Here is a 15,842-nt window from a genome sequence, read left to right as displayed (position 1 = left end):
TCACCGGCTGGCCTGATCTCCCCCAGGCTTGAGAAACTCGTTGGTGTAGAAGGCGGTGGCCGGAAGGCCCGTCTTGACCCGTCCCGTAGCCTGCAGCAAGGCCAGCCCGCTGACCCAAGCCTGCGGGTTGGAAAACCCCAGGCCGTGGGTGCGGGTATAGGGTGAGGTGTAGAGCTTCAGGGAAACCTGTAACACCTTGAAGCGGTCCTCCCCCAGGTTTTGCACGTACTTCTTGGAGTCCTCGAAGGCTTTGCGGGGCTGGGCCAGGGTGAAGGCCAGCGCGTCCTGAGTGGCCTGAACGAATTTACGGGTCAACTCGGCGTTTTCCAGGCCTTTGTCGCTGCCGATCACCCCCACCCCAGGGGAAAGGTTATAGGGTGCGGCGGGGATCACGTTGAGGGCAATTCCTTTGGCCTGAAGCACCAACGGCTCATTGTTGATGTAGCCCATGGCCGCATCCACTCGACCGGTCAGCACAGCCTCGGCCTGGGTAAAGCCGATCTGCTCGAGCTTGACCTCGGACTCCTTGAGCCCTGCGGCCCGCAGCATGGCCTGGAGGGAGGTGTAGGAGTTACCGAAAAGCCCCGGTATCCCGATGGTCTTGCCCTTGAGGTCGCGCACCGTCTTGATGCCCTTCTCAACCCTGGAAAAAAGCGCGTTGGGCACGCTTTGATACATGGCCAAGACATACTTCAGCGGGGTGCCCTGGGCCCGCAGGGCGATCACGTCCTCGGCGTCGGCTACCACGAAGTCCAGCTTGCCCTGAGCCAGGAGCGGGTATAGCTCAGAGGAAAACCCGTGCTGAAACTCCACGTCCAGGCCACTCTTGGCATAGATCCCCTCGAGCACCCCGGCGTAAAAGGGGGCGAACTGCACATCGGGCAGATACCCGAGCCCAACCCGAACCTTTTGCCCCTGGGCCAGGCCCAGCGAGATCAAGGCCAACCACAAAACCGTCCAAACTTTCATGAAACCATCCCTCCAAGACGAACCGTGCATCCTCAGCCCAGGCCGAGGCACGAACTCAGGCCTGCGGGGTTAGAGCGAACGGAGTTGTCTGGAAGGGCTAGGAGGTATTTCCAATCATCTTTGCCGCTCAGGGTCGGGAAACCCTGGGCTTCGCTCCTTCTCTCATCCGGACTGTGACCGTCGGCCTCGGAGTCTCACCGAGTCGGGCCTGGATGTACGGCTGATTTCCAGGCTTCGCGGGCTTCGGCCTTGGGCCGTTACCGCCGGTGGGGAATTGCACCCCGCCCCGAAGGAATTAGGACCATAGCGGTCCGAGTTCAGGATACCCGCCCCGTTCGGGGTTGCAAAGTGGGCCTGGTTAGATTGTGATGGGGGGGTGCGGTTGGAACTCGAGAGCCTGCTGGAACAAGCCGACCCGCGGGTGCTGCAGCGGGGGCAGGAGCTGTTCCGGAGGGCCGAGTTTTTGGAGGCCACGGTTGCCCAAAAGCGCTACCGGGCCCGGCTGCGCGGCTCGGCCCCCTACCCCTACCGCAGCTTTATTGACCTAAAGGAGGGGACCTGGGGTTGTACCTGTCCTTATACCTGGGGACCGGTGTGCAAGCACGTGGTGGCCCTGGCCCTGGCGATCCTCGAGGCCCCCGAGGTCTTCCGCAGGGTCCGGCCCAAGCCTCAAAAACCGGGGATGCTGGCGGAGCTGAGGGGGCTCTCCGACGGCCAACTGGTGGAGCTGTTGTGGGTGCTCTATGAGGCGCGGCCCGAGCCGCTGCTCGAGTTCGCCCACCAGGCGGTGCAGCGTGAGGAGCAATGAGCGGGCGGGGATTACCGCCGCCGGTAGCGCAGCACGTACCCCTCGAGCCAGGCCACCAGGCCATAGAGCGTGATCCCTAGCAGCACCGTCACCACCACCGCAGCGAAAGAGGTGGGGTAGTGAAAGTTGAGCCGTTCGCTGTTGGCCATGAATCCCAGGCCGGAGCCACCAAAGACAAACTCCGCCACCACCGCCCCGATCAAGGCCAGCGAGACGGTCAGGCGCAGCCCACCCAAGATCACTGGGAGGGCTCCGGGAAACTCCAGCTTGGCAAACACCCCCCAGGCCTTGGCCCCCATGGTTTGGAACACCTCTCGGTAGGTGCGGTCTACCTCGCGCACCCCCACCATGGCCGAGACCAACACCGGGAAGATCGAGATCAAGGCGGTGACGATCACTTTGGAGCTGAGCCCATAACCGAACCAGATGATCAACAGGGGGGCAATGATCACGGTTGGAACGGCCTGCAGGGCCACGATGAAGGGCGAGAGCAGCCGCTCCAGGGCCCGAACCCGGCCCATCGCATACCCCAGGGGCAGGCCGATGAGCAGTGAGCAGAGAATTCCCAGGCCGGTGGTCTGCAAGGTGGAGAGGGCATTTTGTGCCAGGATGCCGCTGTTTTGGAGGATGGCGCTCCAGACCGCGCTCGGCGGAGGCACAAAGACCGGGACCTGCGCGGCCAGCAGTCCCCAGGCCAGGAAAAACAGGGTAACGAGGCCCACCACCCCAAAGAGCTCCCAGGGCGGACGCAGGGGAGGGGGAGGGGGCTCGAGGAAGCTCGAATCCGCCACCCCTAGCCGCTGGCGGAGTTCGGCCTCGAGGCCGTCGGTGAAGGCGGTAAGGCGGCCTTCGCCCGAGGTGTCCAGCACCGTGTCAATTTTCCCACCGGTCAGCACCACCACCCGGTCGGCCAGATACACCGCCTCACGGATGCTATGGGTCACGAACAGCACGGTTTTCCCGGTGCGCTGATGGAGCTGCTTAAGCTCCAGGTTGAACCGCTCGCGCACCAGGGCGTCGAGCGCGGCGAAGGGCTCATCCATCAGCAGCACCTCGGCGTCTTGCGCCAAGGCCCGGGCGATGGCCACTCGAGCCTTCATCCCCCCAGAAAGCTGGTGGGGATACAGTTTGCAGTAGGGCTTCATCCCCAGATGGGTTTCAATCTTGCCCCGCCCGGTGAGTTCGATGGGAAGCCGAATGTTGCCCTCTACCGTGCGCCAGGGCAGGAGCCGATAATCCTGAAACACCATCGCGGGCTGACCCGCTACCTGCACTTCGCCCTGCTGGGCCCCAAGCAGCCCCGCGATCACCCGTAGCAAGGTGCTTTTACCGCCTCCTGAGGGTCCGATGATCGCCACAAACTCGCCCTTGCGCACCTCTAAATTCACTTCCGAGAGCACCCGCTGCCCCCCGAACTCCACTGTTACCCCGGCAAGCCGGATGGCCACCGAGGTTTCAGCGGTGGCTGGGAGCGGCGGAGCCGGATGACCCATGCCTCCAGCATACCCACCGCCCAGCGGACGACTGCACCTTGCTTCACGGAGAGAGGGCCTAAACCTCCTCAGAAAGCACCCGGGCCACCACCGCACCCGAGAGCAGAATCCACATGGTCAGGTAAAACCCCACCAGGGCCAGCAAGAACCCAGCGATGGGGCCGTAGATCACCTCATACTGGGTGCGCGGGAGCAGGAGGGGCAGCCCCAGCCGCATCCCTTCCCAGGCCAGGGCGGCCAGCAGGGCCGACAGCAGCGCTGAGCTGAGCTGGGGCGCGGGAACCGGGAGCAGGGCATAGGTGAAGAAGAAGAGCAGGAAACCGCCCAGGATGGGAAGAATCAGCTCGAGGCCCCCCCGCAGAAAATCAAACCCGGCTGGAAGATAGCGCAGCAGGAAGGAGAGCCCCAGCCCCAGCAGGGCCAGCAGGATGAGGGCTAAACCCAGCAGCAGTGGGGCCAGCAACGCCGCCACCCGCCCCCGCAGTGCCCCTAGCTGGGCCAGAACTCGCCGTGAACCACGGCCCAGCGGAGAGAGGCCGGGGGCAGGGAAGTCTGGGGGGAAGGGAAGCTGCAGCCGGGGAGGCCCCTGGCCGAAGATCACCCCCAGGGCGTAGGCCAAAGCGGCAAAGAAGTTGCTGCTGGCCCATAAGAGTACTAGCAAGCTGGCAAAGGTGATGGGAAACGCACCTTTGGTCAAAAAACTCAGTAGGGTTTGGGCGATCTCCGGCTGGGTGGGGAACAGCAGCACCGTGAGCTCGACCAACCGGCTGAAAAAGGCGCTCTCGAGCTCGGCATTGCCCCGCAGGATGAAACCAAACACCCCCACCAACAGAAACAGCAGCGGCATCAGGCTGAACAGCGCGTAGTAGGCCAGGGCGGCAGCGAAAAAGGGAATGTGGGAGGCCGTATAGCTTTGGTAAATGCGCTGTAAAAACCCGAGCATGAGAGCATTAGTCTCGTATTTGGCCGTTCCCCAGGGCGATGAACTTGGTGGTGGTGAGTTCGCGTACCCCCATGGCCCCATAAGCGTGCAGCTTGCTGGTGGAGATCCCAATCTCAGCGCCTAGCCCGAGTTGGAAGCCGTCGTTGAAGCGGGGCGAGGCATTGACCAGCACCAACGAAGCGTCTACCTCGTGCAGAAAGCGCATGGCATGGGGGTGGGTGTTGGTGCAGATGGCCTCAGTATGCCTCGAGCCGTAGCGGGCGATGTGGGCCAGGGCTTCCTCGAGGGAGTCCACCACCTTCACGGTGAGGATCAGGTCGAGGTACTCGGTGCTCCAGTCCTCTTCATGCGCAGCCGTCGCCTCGATGATGGCCCGGGTTCGCGGGTCTCCCCGCAGTTCAACCTGAGCAGCCTGCATCGCCGCCGCTAGCCTGGGCAGGAAGCGTGGGGCCTCGGTCGCGTGTACCAAAACCTTCTCGAGGCTGTTGCAGGTGCTGGGACGCTGGGCTTTGCCGTTCACCGCGATGGCCACTGCACTCTCTAAATCCGCCCCGGCATCCACGTAGAGGTGATTAACCCCCTCGGCATGGGCCAGCACCGGCATCCGGGCCTCGCGCTGCACCAGCTCGATCAGCTCCTTGCCCCCCCGGGGAATGATCAAGTCCAGCAGCCCGGCCAGTTGGCACATCTCGAGGATGGCCGAGCGGTCGGGGGTGGGTACTAGCTGGATGGCCTCAGCGGGTAAGCCTGCTTCTATAAGCGAGGCCTGGAGCACCTGCACGAGGGCCCGATTGGAGTGCCAGGCCTCCTTGCCGCCCCGCAGCAGGATGGCGTTTCCGGCCTTGAGGCTGAGGGCGCTGGCCTCAACGGTGGCGTTGGGCCGCGATTCATAGATGAAGCCGATAACCCCCAGCGGGACCCGCATCCGGCCCACCTGTAGGCCATTGGGGCGAACCGTGAGACTTTCAATGGCCCCGATGGGGTCCGGCATCTCGGCCACCTGTAAAAGCCCGCCGATCAGGTCATCGCGAATTCTGGCGGTGAGCCGGAGCCGGTCTAGCTTGGCTTTGGATAGACCGGTGGCCTCGGCCTGGGCCAGATCGACGCGGTTGGCCGCCTCGAGGCCCTCCCATTCCGTGCGCAGCTTCTCTGCGGTGAGCTGCAGGGCCCGGGCCTTGGCCGCAGGGCTGGCTTTGGCGAGCGCTCGGGCCGCTGCTTGGGCCGCCTGGGCTAACTGAAGCAGTGAGCTAGGGGCGTTGACCATAGCCTCGAGTCTACCAAGCGGGCCAAGCGCTTTACGGCTTGGCGACCTCGAGTTCGTTCCCCAGGGCGAAATAGTCACGGTGGATGGCTTCGTCGGAATGCTTGTACCCGAGAATTCCCTCGATCTCACGGGTTTTGACCCCTTTGATGCGGGCTAGCTCGGCAGAAGAGTAGTTCACCAGCCCGATTCCGATCAGCCGCCCCCCCTCATCGAGGCATTTCACCGCCTCGCCTACCCCGAAGTTCCCCCGTACCCCACGAATCCCCGCGGGGAGCAGCGAGGCCCCCCCCTGGCGCAGGGCCTGGGCCGCCCCAGCATCCACCACGACCTCGCCCTGGGGTTTGGGAAGCTGGTAGAGCCAGAGCTTTTTGCCGCTGTAGCGGCGGTTGCCCCCAGCAAATAGCGTACCCAGGGGCTGACCGGCCAGGGCCTCGAGCACCGCCCCCGGGCGGGTTCCCGGCAGCAGCAGCATGGGAATCCCGGCAGCCTGGGCTTTTTCAGCCGCCAGGAGCTTGCTCCTCATCCCGCCGGTGCCGACCGCGTTGGGGCTTTCCCCAGCCATGGCCATTACCGCGGCATCCACCTGCTCGACGTAGGGGATGGGCTGAGCCCCAGGGTTGGAGCGCGGGTCCGTGTTGAAAAGGGCATCTATGTCCGAGAGCAGCACCAGCAAATCCGCCCCTACCAGCGAAGCGATGAGCGCCGAGAGCTGATCGTTGTCGCCAAACTTAATCTCGTCGGTCATCACCGTGTCGTTCTCATTGATGATCGGGAGGATGCCCCAGGAGAGCAAGGTTTCCAGGGTGTGTCGGGCATTGAGGTATCGGTGGCGATGGGCCAGGTCTTCGGCGGTAAGGAGGATCTGGGCGATCTCGGGGGTTGGAGCGTGATCCAGTTTGGCAAAAGCCTCGGTCCAGGCGCGCATCAACAGCGGCTGCCCCACCGCGGCCACGGCTTGCTTGCCGGGCATGGTTTTGGGGCGGCCCTTTAGGCCGAGCTTGGCCACGCCAGAGGCCATGGCCCCTGAGGAAACCAGAACCACCTCGCGACCCTCGGCCCGCAGCTGTGCGATCTGGCGGGCGAGGTCGTGCAGCCGGGTGGGGTTAAGCCCGCTCGAGCCTGCCAGCACCGCACTGCCCACCTTGATGACCAGGCGGTGGTAGGGTTCCGGAGGGAGGGGAAAGCGCTTCTCCATTAGCTATCTTTTATCGTAACGCCACTCGGGTCATTTCTCACCGCAAGGAGGCGGTGGGCTGCCGGACAATAGGGGGGCATCATGACCAAGGCCCCGCCCCTAATCCTGCTCTTGGCTCTGGCGGCCTGCTCGACCCAGAGCTCGACCCTCCCGACCTCCCCCAGTTCGCCGACCCCGGGCTCGAGCCAGGTCTCCCTCTCCCGGGTTGAGTGGGGTCAGAGCGTGCTCAGCAGCACCCCAAGGCTGGTGGCGGGAAAACCGGCCTTGCTGCGGGTTTACGCGGTAGGGGCTCAGGCTGAACTCCCGGCCAACCTCAGGGCGGAGGTGTACCTGGGTTCGGCCCTTCAGGGCCGCCTGAGCCTGCAGGGCCCCCCCACCCTCCCCACCACTCCAGCGGGCCCGGGCGATCTGGGCAGCACCTACACCGCTACCCTACCTGCGGGGTGGGTAGCGAGCGGGCTCGAGGTGCGGCTTTATGCGGATTCCGCTGGATCGAGCCTCCTTCAAACCCTCAAGCCCGCCGTGGGGGCTGGAACCGTGCTCTACCTGACCCTGGTGCCGATCCTCACCCAGGGGCAGAGCACCCCTCCTACCCTGCCTTCTACCGACCTGCTCAAGGACATGCTGCCGGTAAGGGATCTACAGACCCTGGCTCGAGCCCCCTTTACCTACGGAGCGCCCTTTCAGGGCCCCTCCAGCGATTGGTCTTCGCTGCTGAGTGCGCTCTCTACCCTTCGCTCCAGCGATGGGAGCCGCCGCTACTATGCCGGGGTGGTCAAGGTTGGATACAGTGGTGGGATTGCCGGTATCGGCTACATCGCCAGAGGGGTTTCGGTGAGCTGGGATGCTGCCAACAGCTCAGCCTGGGTGATGACCCACGAGCTCGGGCATAACCTGAGCATGTACCACGCTCCCTGTGACACCAGCGATGGCCTCGAGACCAACTGGCCCAGCGCGTATGCGGGGGCCTCCATCGGTTCCTGGGGCTATAGTCTGGGCGGTGCCCTTTATGACCCGGCCAAGTACAAAGATGTGATGAGCTACTGCGGCCCCCAGTGGATCTCCGACTACACCTACGGCAAGATCCAGGCCTATCTCGAGAACAATCCCCCTCAAGCCCAGTCTCTGACGGTGGCCCAGGAGGTGCTGTTGGTGAGCGGTAAGGTGCACAAAGGGGAGCTCTGGCTCAACCCCCTGCAGCGCGTCTGGGCTGTGCCTGACCCGCCCCGGCCAGGGCCCTACACCCTTCGCTTGGAGACCCCCGCGGGGTTGCGCGAGATCTCGTTTTCGAGCGTGCCGCTCGAGGCGCCCCATGGTCCCGGCACCGACCCCGACCCCGGCTTTGCCGAGGAGCACTTCAGCTTCAGCATCCCCAACCCCGGTGCGGTGATGGGGCTCGAGGTGCGCAGCGGCAGCCGGAGCCTGCTGCAACGGGCGGTGGGGTTGCGCCCTCAGAGCGCTCCGGGGGTTTCCCTGGGCGAGACCAGCGGCGTGCTCAGCCTAAAGTGGGACTCGGCCTCGTATCCCTATGCCTCGGTGGCCCACCTGGGGACGGAGCGCACCACCCTAGGGCTGTGGCTAAGGGGTGGAAGCGCCCAGATCGCTACCCAAGGTCTGCCTGTCGGAGGGCGGTTCGAGGTAGTGCTCTCCGATGGGGTCAACTCGGTGCGGCTCGAGTTCCCTCGCTGAGGTTCATCAAATCTTCACCCTAGATGCTCCAAAGATTCATCTTCCGTTTTTAGGCTCAACCCTATGAACCACAGGGGTTGGGTAGGGTTTTTGTTGCTTGGGGTTTTGGTGGGATGTGGGGGCACGGGTACCCCCGGCGCCTCGAGCGGGCTCGCGGGTATTCCTGGTACCTCGTCTTCATTCAAGATTGACCTCAACATCGTCAACTCGGTGAGCAGCAGCCAGCAGGCCATCTTTCAGCAGGCGGCTGCGCGCTGGCAGCAAGTGATTACGGTGGGGTTGCCCGCCACCACCCTTACCGTCAACACCGATAGCAGCAACACCTGCGACAGCAGTCTGCCGGCCTATAGCGGCCCCGTGAACAGCGTGCGCATAGACCTGGTGGTTAAGCCCATGGACGGGGTGGGCGGCACCTTGGGCAGTTCTGGGCCCTGCCTGATCCGCAGCAGCAGCAACCTTCCGATTTACGGGGTGATCACCCTGGACTCGGCAGATGTGAACGACCTCGAGAGCCGAGGTTTGCTGCTGGCAACCGTCACCCACGAGATGGCCCACGTACTGGGGTTTGGCACCCTCTGGAACGAGTATGGGCGAGCCCTGGCGACCGGTGTGGGCAACGGGGCGAGTTGTGGCAGCAACCCCCAATTCGTGGGAACCAACGCCCTGCGGGAGTGGCAACGCCTTGGGGGGACGGGAAATATCCCCCTGGAGACCGGAGGTGGGCTAGGCACCTGTGACAGCCACTGGAGCAAGGCGGTGTTTGGGGATGAGCTCATGACCGGGTATATCGGCAGCAAAAACCCCCTGAGCCGGGTAACCATTGGCTCCATGCAGGACTTAGGCTATACCGTCAACTACGGGGCCGCGGATGCCTACAGCCTGCCCAGCGCAACCTACACCCAATCCCTGGCTCAACCCTGGGTCACCCGGCTGATCCACCCCATCGGGGTGGTCAACGACCGCAAGTGAGACCCCTGCTAGCCCACTAAGCCCTCGAGCTCATCCACCATGGCCTTGAGCACCGCAAAGCCGCGCTCCACTGGCTCTGGGCGGGTCATGTCAATCCCGGCGATCTGAAGGGCTTCCAGAGGATAAACCGAGTCCCCTACCTTGAGGAATTGCAGGTACCGCTGGGCCGCGGCCGGGCCTTGCTCGAGCACCCCCTGGGCCAGGGCATTGGCGGCGGCGATCCCGGTGGCGTACTGGTAAACATAGAAAGGCTGGTAGAGGTGTGAAAAGTTCATCCAGCCCGAACCCAGCCGCTCTGGGTCAATCTCTACGGCCCCACCATAGCCTTGGCTAAACAGCTCGGCCAGCCGGGCATTGAGGAAAGGGGCGGAGAGGGCTCCTCCAGCCTCAATCCGCTCGTACAGCTCCTTCTCAAACTTGGCCAGGGTGGGCATCACGAAGAGGTAGCGGTGGAAGTTGGCAAAGGCTTCCTCCAGCACAGCCAACTTGTACTCCGGGGTTTTGGCCTCGCGCAGCAGCATTGCGCGCACCAGGGCTTGGTTGAAGTTGGAGGCCACCTCCGCGATGAATAGGGAATAGTTGGCGTAAACGGCGGGCTGGGTGTTGCGGGAAAAATAGGAGTGCATGGAGTGGCCGAGCTCGTGGGCCAGGGTGGAGAGCGAGAACAGATCGTCCGACCAGCTCATGAAGATGTAGGGAAAGGTTCCCTTGAGCCCTGAGGAATAGGCCCCAGCCCGCTTTCCGATATTCTGGCCCCAGTCCACCCAGCGCTCCTCGAGCAACCCCCGGCGCATGGGCTCGACGTATTCCGCTCCCAAGGGTTCCATCCCCCGGCAGATGATCTCAGCCGCCTCCCGGAAGCTGACCCTGGGGCTTGGCACCAGGGGGGCTGGAGCGTCGTAGAGGGGGACATCGGGGTTGGGCAACCGTCCGCCCTTGGCCTTCCGGCGAAGTTGCCAGAAACGGTGCCAGGTGGGCAGGTTGGCTTCGAAAACCGCCAACAGGTTGTCGAAGACGCTGCGGGGGATGTTGTTCACGGTGCGACCCACGCTGAGCGCCCGCTCGAGGCTGCTGCGGTAGCCCCGGGCCCGGGTCCCGAAAACGTAGCTCTTGATGCTGCCTTGCAGGGTAGAAGCCAGGGTGTGTTGGAAGGCCAAGTGGCCATCGGCATAGGACTCCCAGGCCGCTTTGCGCACCGCCGCCTCTGGGTGCACCAGCAGTTCGCCGATGCTGCTGTGGGAGACCGCGAGCTGCTGCCCCCCGAACTCCACCGCTCGGAAGGTCATATCGGCGTTGGTCGCGGCGCTGGCGGTTGCGCTGTGCCCCCCCAGGGGGTCCGAAGCCTGGGCCAGCACGGCCTCTACCTCGGCGCTGCGCACATGGGGTTGGCGCAGCCGCAAGCCCTCGAAATAATGCCGGTAGAGCGCCAACCCAGGCTCCTGAGCGATGAGGGCCTCGAGCCGCTCGGCCGGGATGGCCAAGATTTCGGGTTCGATGTAGGCGGCCGCCGCCGCCACCTGTGCCATCACCGCCCGGGCCTGGCTGAGCATGCTGGTGTAGAGGGCATTACCCCCGTCGGTGGACTGCTGGAGCGAGGCGTACATGGTCACCTTGGAGGCCTCGAGGCCTATTTGCTCGCGGGTTTCCAGCGCGGCCAGCAAGGTTTGCCCGCTTTCCGCTAAGCGGCCTGCGAAGGGCTCGAGGGCTTGAATCGAGGCCGAGACCCGCTCCAGGGCGCTTTGCCATTGGCTTTCGGAAGCAAAGAGGGGCTCGAGGTTCCAGGTTTGTTCCTTGGGGAGTTCGGTGCGCTTAGGCAGCGAGGTCATGGGGACGATTCTACCCTCAAACTGACCCTCTGGTCAGAAAGCGGGCAAACCAGCGCCCCGAGTCCTTCAATATGCGCTGCTGCTGGGGGTAGTCTACATAGACCAGCCCGAAACGGGGATGGTAGCCCTCGGCCCACTCGAAGTTGTCCAGCAGGCTCCAGACCAGGTAACCCTTGACCGGAACCCCCTCGCGCTGGGCCTTGAGCACATACCCCAAGCTCTCCTGGATGAACCGCAAGCGCTCAGGGTCGGCCACCCGACCCTCCCGCACGGTGTCCGGAAAAGCGGCCCCGTTCTCGGTGACCACGATCTTTTTTACCCCTGGATAGGCCCCGAACTGCTTGAGCAGGCGGTAGAGGTTTTCCGGCCAGACTTCCCAGCCCATCGCGGTGAGGGTTCCGCTCCAGGGGGTGGGGTTGAGCCGGGCCCGCTTGGCGTGGGGAACCTCGCGGGCGAAGTTGCCAAAATCGGTCAGGCTGAAGCCCACGATCATGCGGAAGTAGGTTTGGAGGCCGATGAAGTCAAACTCAAACCCCAGGCGCTCGAGGTCCCCTGGGCGGATGTGGCGGCGCATGAGGTGTAAGAAGGGCAGGGTGCGCCAGGGATACCCTAGCCCAAGGGCGGGCTCGAGAAACAGCCGGTTGACCAGGGCATCCATCCGGGCCGCGGCTCCCCGGTTCCAGGGCCAGGGGTTTAGGGGCTGCACATAGGAAGCCGAGAAGGTGGTGCCGATCTGGGCCCCCGGCAGCATCTGGCGCAGCACGTGCCCGCCTTCGGCCTGCGCCAGGGCCGCGTGGTGGATGGCGGGGAGGTAGTGGCCCAGGCCCTTGCGCCCAGGGGCATGGGTGCCCAGCATGTAGCCCAGGGTGGTGAAGACAAAAGGCTCATTGAGCACCATCCAGTTTCGCACCCGATCCCCAAAGGCCCGGGCGCACAGCGCGGCGTAATCGCTAAACCAACCCACAACCTCGCGGTTGGTCCACCCCCCCTGATCCTCCAGGGCTTGGGGCAGGTCCCAGTGGTACAGCGTAACCCAGGGCTCTAAGCCCAGCTCGAGGGTGCGGTCAATGACCCGATGGTAAAAGTCCAGCCCCTTGGGGTTGGGCCTGCCCCGTCCCTCTGGGAGAATTCGGGGCCAAGCCAGCGAGAAGCGATAGACCCACATCCCCATCTCGTAGGCCAGCCTGAGGTCCTCACGGTAGCGGTGGTAGTGATCGCAGGCCACATCGCCGTTGTCTCCCCCCCGAACCTTGCCTGGGGTGTGGCTGAAGGTGTCCCAAATGCTGGCCCCCCGCCCATCCTCGGCCACCGCACCTTCGATTTGATACGCGGCGGTGGCGGCTCCCCAGCGAAACTCAGGACCAAAATCAGAAGCGCTCAAATCGGCCATCTGGGGCCCAATCTACCCTATCGGGGGGGTGGGAAGGGAATCCCTGGGGGAGTCCTTTAGAATCGAGGCATGGCTTTGATCCGAGTCGCTCAGGGGGATATTACCGAGTTCGAGGGGCAAGCCATCGTCAATGCGGCCAACAATCACCTCCAGCTCGGGGCTGGGGTGGCTGGGGCCATCGCCCGCAAGGGAGGGCCGAGCATCCAGCAAGCCTGTGACACCATCGGGCCGATTCGAGTGGGGGAGGCGGCCATCACCGGGGCGGGCCAGCTCAAGGTGCGGTACGTGATCCATGCCGCGGTGCTGGGGGATCAACCGGCTAGCCTCGAGACCGTGCGGGCGGCTACCCGAAGCGCGCTCAAGCTGGCTCAGGATCAGGATATTCACCTCCTGGCCTTCCCGCTCCTGGGCACCGGGGTCGGGGGGTTGGAGGTGGAGGCGGTAGCCCAGGTGATGCTCGAGGAGATCAAGGTGGCCCCGGATACCCTGGAAGTGACCCTCTACGGGTTTACCCGCGCGGATGAAGCCGCCATCCGCCGGGCCCTTTAAGCCATGACGGCCTCGCGCAGCCTCGGCCTGGTCGGATTTACCCTTCTGGCCGTGCTGCTGTCGGAGTTCCTGCCCCGGCTGGCCGCGTTTTCCACCGATCGCCTGATTCACGCCGGGGTTGCGGGGGTGTTTTGGCTGGTTCTGGGGCTGTTCGGCTGGGGAGCAGTGTACAGGCCTCGAGGGCTGGGGGAGTGGATTCCTGCGCTGTGCGCACTCTACCTGGGAAGCTGGGTTCCCGATTGGGACTTGGTGTTTGGGATTGGCTTTCACCGCAACCCCCTCAGCCACAGCGTGTTGCCCCTGCTGCTGTTCGCCTGGGCGGTGGGGTTCCAACCCCGCCTGGTCTTCCCCTTTGCCCTGGGGCTGGCCTCCCATCTGTTTTGGGACATCGTGTTCTTTGGCAACCTGACCTGGATCTCGGGTCGGAGGGCCGATCTGGCTTGGTTGTGGGTCAACCTGGGGTTGGCATTGGTTGGAGGCGCGGTGCTGGGCAGGGAGAGACGATGGGAGTCCAGGATCTGAACCGGGGGCTACTGGGGTAGCTTGATCAGTTGGCTCTGAGCCGGGCTGCACAGCTGTGGCCCGCACAGCCGCGCGGTGACCTGTACCGCATAGGGCTGCTCTTTGTTGTTGATGAGGTCGTTGATGGCGGTGCTCATCTGCTTGTAGAGGCCCTCGGTGGTCTTGTCCAGGCCGATGGCGGGGATGGGTATACCCAGGTAATTGCCCAGTGCGGCAGGGGCCAAGGACAGCACCACCTTGAAGGTGCTCTCCAGGAGCCGTCCGGTGATGCGAAAGAAGTTGGTGTCGGGTATGTAAACCGGGAAACTGGCGGTGGCGGCCTGGGTATAGCTCATCGGGGTATCGCCCTTGATTTCCCGGGTGCGGTTCTCAAACCGCGAACTGAAGAGGTTTCCCGCGGGAGCGCGGTAGAAGATGGTCACGGTGTATTCCGCCCGGTTTACGTCCCGGGCATCGGTGGGGTAGAGAACCAGGGTGCAGGCGTTGGGCCCGAACTCGAGCACCGGCCCAGGGCGGTTGGACTCGCCCACACAGGCCACGTTCAGGCGGGGGGTTTGGGCATAGGCCGAGAGGTAGGCCGGGTCTGAGGTGCGGTTGGGGGCACAGGAGAGAAGGGCCATGGCGGTCCCAAGGAGGAGGAGGCGGAGTTTCACAGGGCTATTATGCCGAGGTTTGAGGAGGGGGAGATGGGAGGCTTGGGAATCAGGCTAACCCGAGGCCGCTTGGGGTGTGGGGTTTGATCCCAAGTTTCATGTGCGCTTCACGGCCAGCTTCGAAACTGAAGCGGTACCCCGGTAAGGTGTACGAGGAGGAGAGCATGAAGAGCAAATTTCTTGTACTGGCGCTGGCTTCGTTGGCCATCGCAGGTGCCTCGGTATTCGGCCAAAGCGGCTCCACCAAGACCGGCTCAAGCTCCAGCAGCGCCCCCGCTGCTTGCGCGGTGAAGCCGGTCAATGTCAACACCGCGACCGCTGCCGATCTCGACAAGATTCCTGGGATCGGGATGAAAACGGCTGAGGCCATCATCAAGGGTCGTCCCTACAAAGATGAAGCCGAGTTGGTCGCCAAGGTCAAGGGCATTGGTGAAAAGAACATTGTTAAGTTCCGGCCCTGCTTCTTGTACAAGTAGGCGATCTCTTTTCTAATGGAGAATGAACCTGGCCCAAGGGCTGGGTTTTCTGTTGCTTATCTCACCCCACGGCTCGGCCAAGGCCCTAGACTAGGGGCTAAAAGGAGGGGGTGCTATGGCAAACCCTGTAAACCAATCCAATCCGCATCTCCCCGAAACCCTACCGGACAAGACCGCGGAGGAGCTCAGCCAGCAGGATCTGGACGAGGCCCTCGAGGAGACCTTCCCGGCCAGCGACCCCATCCCGACCCTGGGAGCGATAACCCCCAAAGAAGAGGAGCCCAGCCAAGATTCCTCCAAAGATAAAGGTTAGCCAACCTCGAAACCCACCCCTGGTTGCCGGGTAGCGCCTAGGCCCATGTACAATCTCGTGTTATGCGCTACCGCTACCTTGATCTGATCACGGCCTTTTTTGTGGTGGTGTTGGTGGTCTCCAACGTCGCCAGCACTAAGGTGGTGGTGTTGGGGCCCTTCACCTTTGATGGCGGAACCCTGCTGTTTCCATTGGCTTACATTTTTGGCGATGTGCTGACCGAGGTCTATGGCTACCGGAGAAGCCGCCGGGTGATCTGGACGGGTTTCGCCATGCTGGCGCTGGCCACCCTTACCTTTGGGGTGGTGAATCTCCTGCCCACCCCCAAGGACCAGGCTGGAACGGCCCAGGCCTTCTCGAGCATCCTCGGCCTGGTCCCGCGCATCGCCCTGGGCAGCTTGGTGGCCTACTGGGTCGGTGAGTTCATCAACAGCTATGTGCTGGCCAAGATGAAACTGCTCACCCAGGGCCGCTGGCTCTGGACCCGCACCCTGGGCTCGACCCTGGTGGGGCAGCTTTTCGACACCTCGGTCTTTTTGCTGGTGGCCTTTTACGGGGTGTGGAGTCCCACGCTTTTGTGGACGGTGTTCGTTTCCAACTATGTCTTCAAGTGTGGGGTGGAAGCCTTGTTCACCCCGCTGACCTACGCGGTGGTGGGGTTTCTCAAGCGCAACGAGCAGGAGGACTACTATGACCGCGATACCAACTTCAATCCCTTTGCCCTGCGCTGAGGCCAAAGCCGGTGCGGCTTGGGTTCAAGCCGTGCTATGCTTAATTTCATGA

The 15,842-nt window shown here is 63.6% G+C and carries 16 protein-coding genes and 1 riboswitch; of the genes, 8 read left to right on the top strand and 8 right to left on the bottom strand.

All coding sequences use genetic code 11. From position 1 onward, the window contains the following. Entirely contained in the window at nucleotides 1–969 is a 969-nt protein-coding gene (locus tag Mgrana_RS10035) for an ABC transporter substrate-binding protein (protein ID WP_119357473.1), read from the bottom strand. A 150-nt stretch (nucleotides 970–1,119) separates the two neighbouring features. After that, nucleotides 1,120–1,267: riboswitch (FMN riboswitch) on the bottom strand. 78 nt (nucleotides 1,268–1,345) lie between these two features. On the opposite strand from Mgrana_RS10035, the gene Mgrana_RS10030 reads away from it, so the two are divergent. Beyond that, on the top strand, nucleotides 1,346–1,777 hold the full coding sequence (locus Mgrana_RS10030) for an SWIM zinc finger family protein (protein ID WP_119357472.1): 432 nt from the start codon (nucleotides 1,346–1,348) through the stop codon (nucleotides 1,775–1,777). Nucleotides 1,778–1,788: 11 nt separating this feature from the next. Here the strand turns inward: Mgrana_RS10030 and Mgrana_RS10025 are convergent, their stop codons facing one another. Genes Mgrana_RS10025 through proB form a run of 4 tightly spaced genes read right to left on the bottom strand, consistent with a single transcriptional unit; the run spans nucleotide 1,789 to nucleotide 6,672 of the window. Then, nucleotides 1,789–3,270, bottom strand: coding sequence for an ABC transporter permease subunit (locus tag Mgrana_RS10025; protein WP_119357471.1), 1,482 nt, complete (start codon nucleotides 3,268–3,270; stop codon nucleotides 1,789–1,791). Between the two features lie 58 nt (nucleotides 3,271–3,328). Next, entirely contained in the window at nucleotides 3,329–4,213 is an 885-nt protein-coding gene (locus tag Mgrana_RS10020) for a YhjD/YihY/BrkB family envelope integrity protein (protein ID WP_119357470.1), read from the bottom strand. Nucleotides 4,214–4,220: 7 nt separating this feature from the next. Continuing rightward, the gene (locus Mgrana_RS10015) at nucleotides 4,221–5,477 is read right to left on the bottom strand and encodes a glutamate-5-semialdehyde dehydrogenase (protein ID WP_119357469.1); all 1,257 of its coding nucleotides are present in this window, start codon (nucleotides 5,475–5,477) and stop codon (nucleotides 4,221–4,223) included. A 31-nt stretch (nucleotides 5,478–5,508) separates the two neighbouring features. Then, entirely contained in the window at nucleotides 5,509–6,672 is a 1,164-nt protein-coding gene (gene proB / locus Mgrana_RS10010) for a glutamate 5-kinase (RefSeq protein WP_119357468.1), read from the bottom strand. An 81-nt stretch (nucleotides 6,673–6,753) separates the two neighbouring features. Between proB and Mgrana_RS10005 the strand changes: the two genes are divergently transcribed. Both Mgrana_RS10005 and Mgrana_RS10000 read left to right on the top strand, forming a co-directional pair. After that, nucleotides 6,754–8,361, top strand: a complete 1,608-nt coding sequence (locus Mgrana_RS10005) for a peptidase M66 (protein WP_119357467.1) — start codon at nucleotides 6,754–6,756, stop codon at nucleotides 8,359–8,361. A 63-nt stretch (nucleotides 8,362–8,424) separates the two neighbouring features. After that, nucleotides 8,425–9,330: a leishmanolysin-related zinc metalloendopeptidase gene (locus tag Mgrana_RS10000; RefSeq protein ID WP_119357466.1), complete on the top strand. Its 906-nt coding sequence runs from the start codon at nucleotides 8,425–8,427 to the stop codon at nucleotides 9,328–9,330. An 8-nt stretch (nucleotides 9,331–9,338) separates the two neighbouring features. On the opposite strand, the gene pepF is transcribed toward Mgrana_RS10000, so the two are convergent. Together pepF and Mgrana_RS09990 are read right to left on the bottom strand one after the other, a co-directional pair. Further along, a complete protein-coding gene (gene pepF / locus Mgrana_RS09995; protein WP_119357465.1) occupies nucleotides 9,339–11,156 on the bottom strand; it encodes an oligoendopeptidase F in 1,818 nt (605 codons plus the stop codon). A gap of 16 nt (nucleotides 11,157–11,172) precedes the next feature. After that, on the bottom strand, nucleotides 11,173–12,546 hold the full coding sequence (locus Mgrana_RS09990) for a GH1 family beta-glucosidase (RefSeq protein WP_119357464.1): 1,374 nt from the start codon (nucleotides 12,544–12,546) through the stop codon (nucleotides 11,173–11,175). 69 nt (nucleotides 12,547–12,615) lie between these two features. Here Mgrana_RS09990 and Mgrana_RS09985 point away from each other — a divergent pair, with 69 nt between their 5' ends. After that, on the top strand, nucleotides 12,616–13,095 hold the full coding sequence (locus Mgrana_RS09985) for a macro domain-containing protein (RefSeq protein ID WP_119357463.1): 480 nt from the start codon (nucleotides 12,616–12,618) through the stop codon (nucleotides 13,093–13,095). 3 nt (nucleotides 13,096–13,098) lie between these two features. Next, nucleotides 13,099–13,617 (top strand): hypothetical protein, encoded by a 519-nt coding sequence (locus Mgrana_RS09980; protein ID WP_119357462.1) that lies wholly within the window; start codon nucleotides 13,099–13,101, stop codon nucleotides 13,615–13,617. A gap of 8 nt (nucleotides 13,618–13,625) precedes the next feature. Here Mgrana_RS09980 and Mgrana_RS09975 read toward each other — a convergent pair whose 3' ends face one another. Next, nucleotides 13,626–14,270 carry a hypothetical protein gene (locus Mgrana_RS09975; protein WP_240631318.1) on the bottom strand — a complete coding sequence of 215 codons (645 nt, stop codon included), beginning with the start codon at nucleotides 14,268–14,270 and terminating at the stop codon, nucleotides 13,626–13,628. Nucleotides 14,271–14,434: 164 nt separating this feature from the next. Here Mgrana_RS09975 and Mgrana_RS09970 point away from each other — a divergent pair, with 164 nt between their 5' ends. The 3 genes from Mgrana_RS09970 to Mgrana_RS09960 all read left to right on the top strand — a co-directional run bounded on the left by Mgrana_RS09970 (nucleotide 14,435) and on the right by Mgrana_RS09960 (nucleotide 15,790). After that, nucleotides 14,435–14,746, top strand: a complete 312-nt coding sequence (locus Mgrana_RS09970) for a ComEA family DNA-binding protein (RefSeq protein WP_119357461.1) — start codon at nucleotides 14,435–14,437, stop codon at nucleotides 14,744–14,746. A 115-nt stretch (nucleotides 14,747–14,861) separates the two neighbouring features. Next, the gene (locus tag Mgrana_RS09965; RefSeq protein ID WP_119357460.1) at nucleotides 14,862–15,059 is read left to right on the top strand and encodes a hypothetical protein; all 198 of its coding nucleotides are present in this window, start codon (nucleotides 14,862–14,864) and stop codon (nucleotides 15,057–15,059) included. A gap of 62 nt (nucleotides 15,060–15,121) precedes the next feature. Then, nucleotides 15,122–15,790, top strand: coding sequence for a queuosine precursor transporter (locus tag Mgrana_RS09960; protein WP_119357459.1), 669 nt, complete (start codon nucleotides 15,122–15,124; stop codon nucleotides 15,788–15,790). The last annotated feature ends 52 nt before the right edge of the window (nucleotides 15,791–15,842 follow it).

Origin of the sequence: Meiothermus granaticius NBRC 107808 (assembly GCF_003574355.1) — a bacterium.
Classification (GTDB): Bacteria; Deinococcota; Deinococci; order Deinococcales; family Thermaceae; genus Meiothermus; species Meiothermus granaticius.
This window is presented reverse-complemented; position numbering and strand designations above follow the sequence as displayed.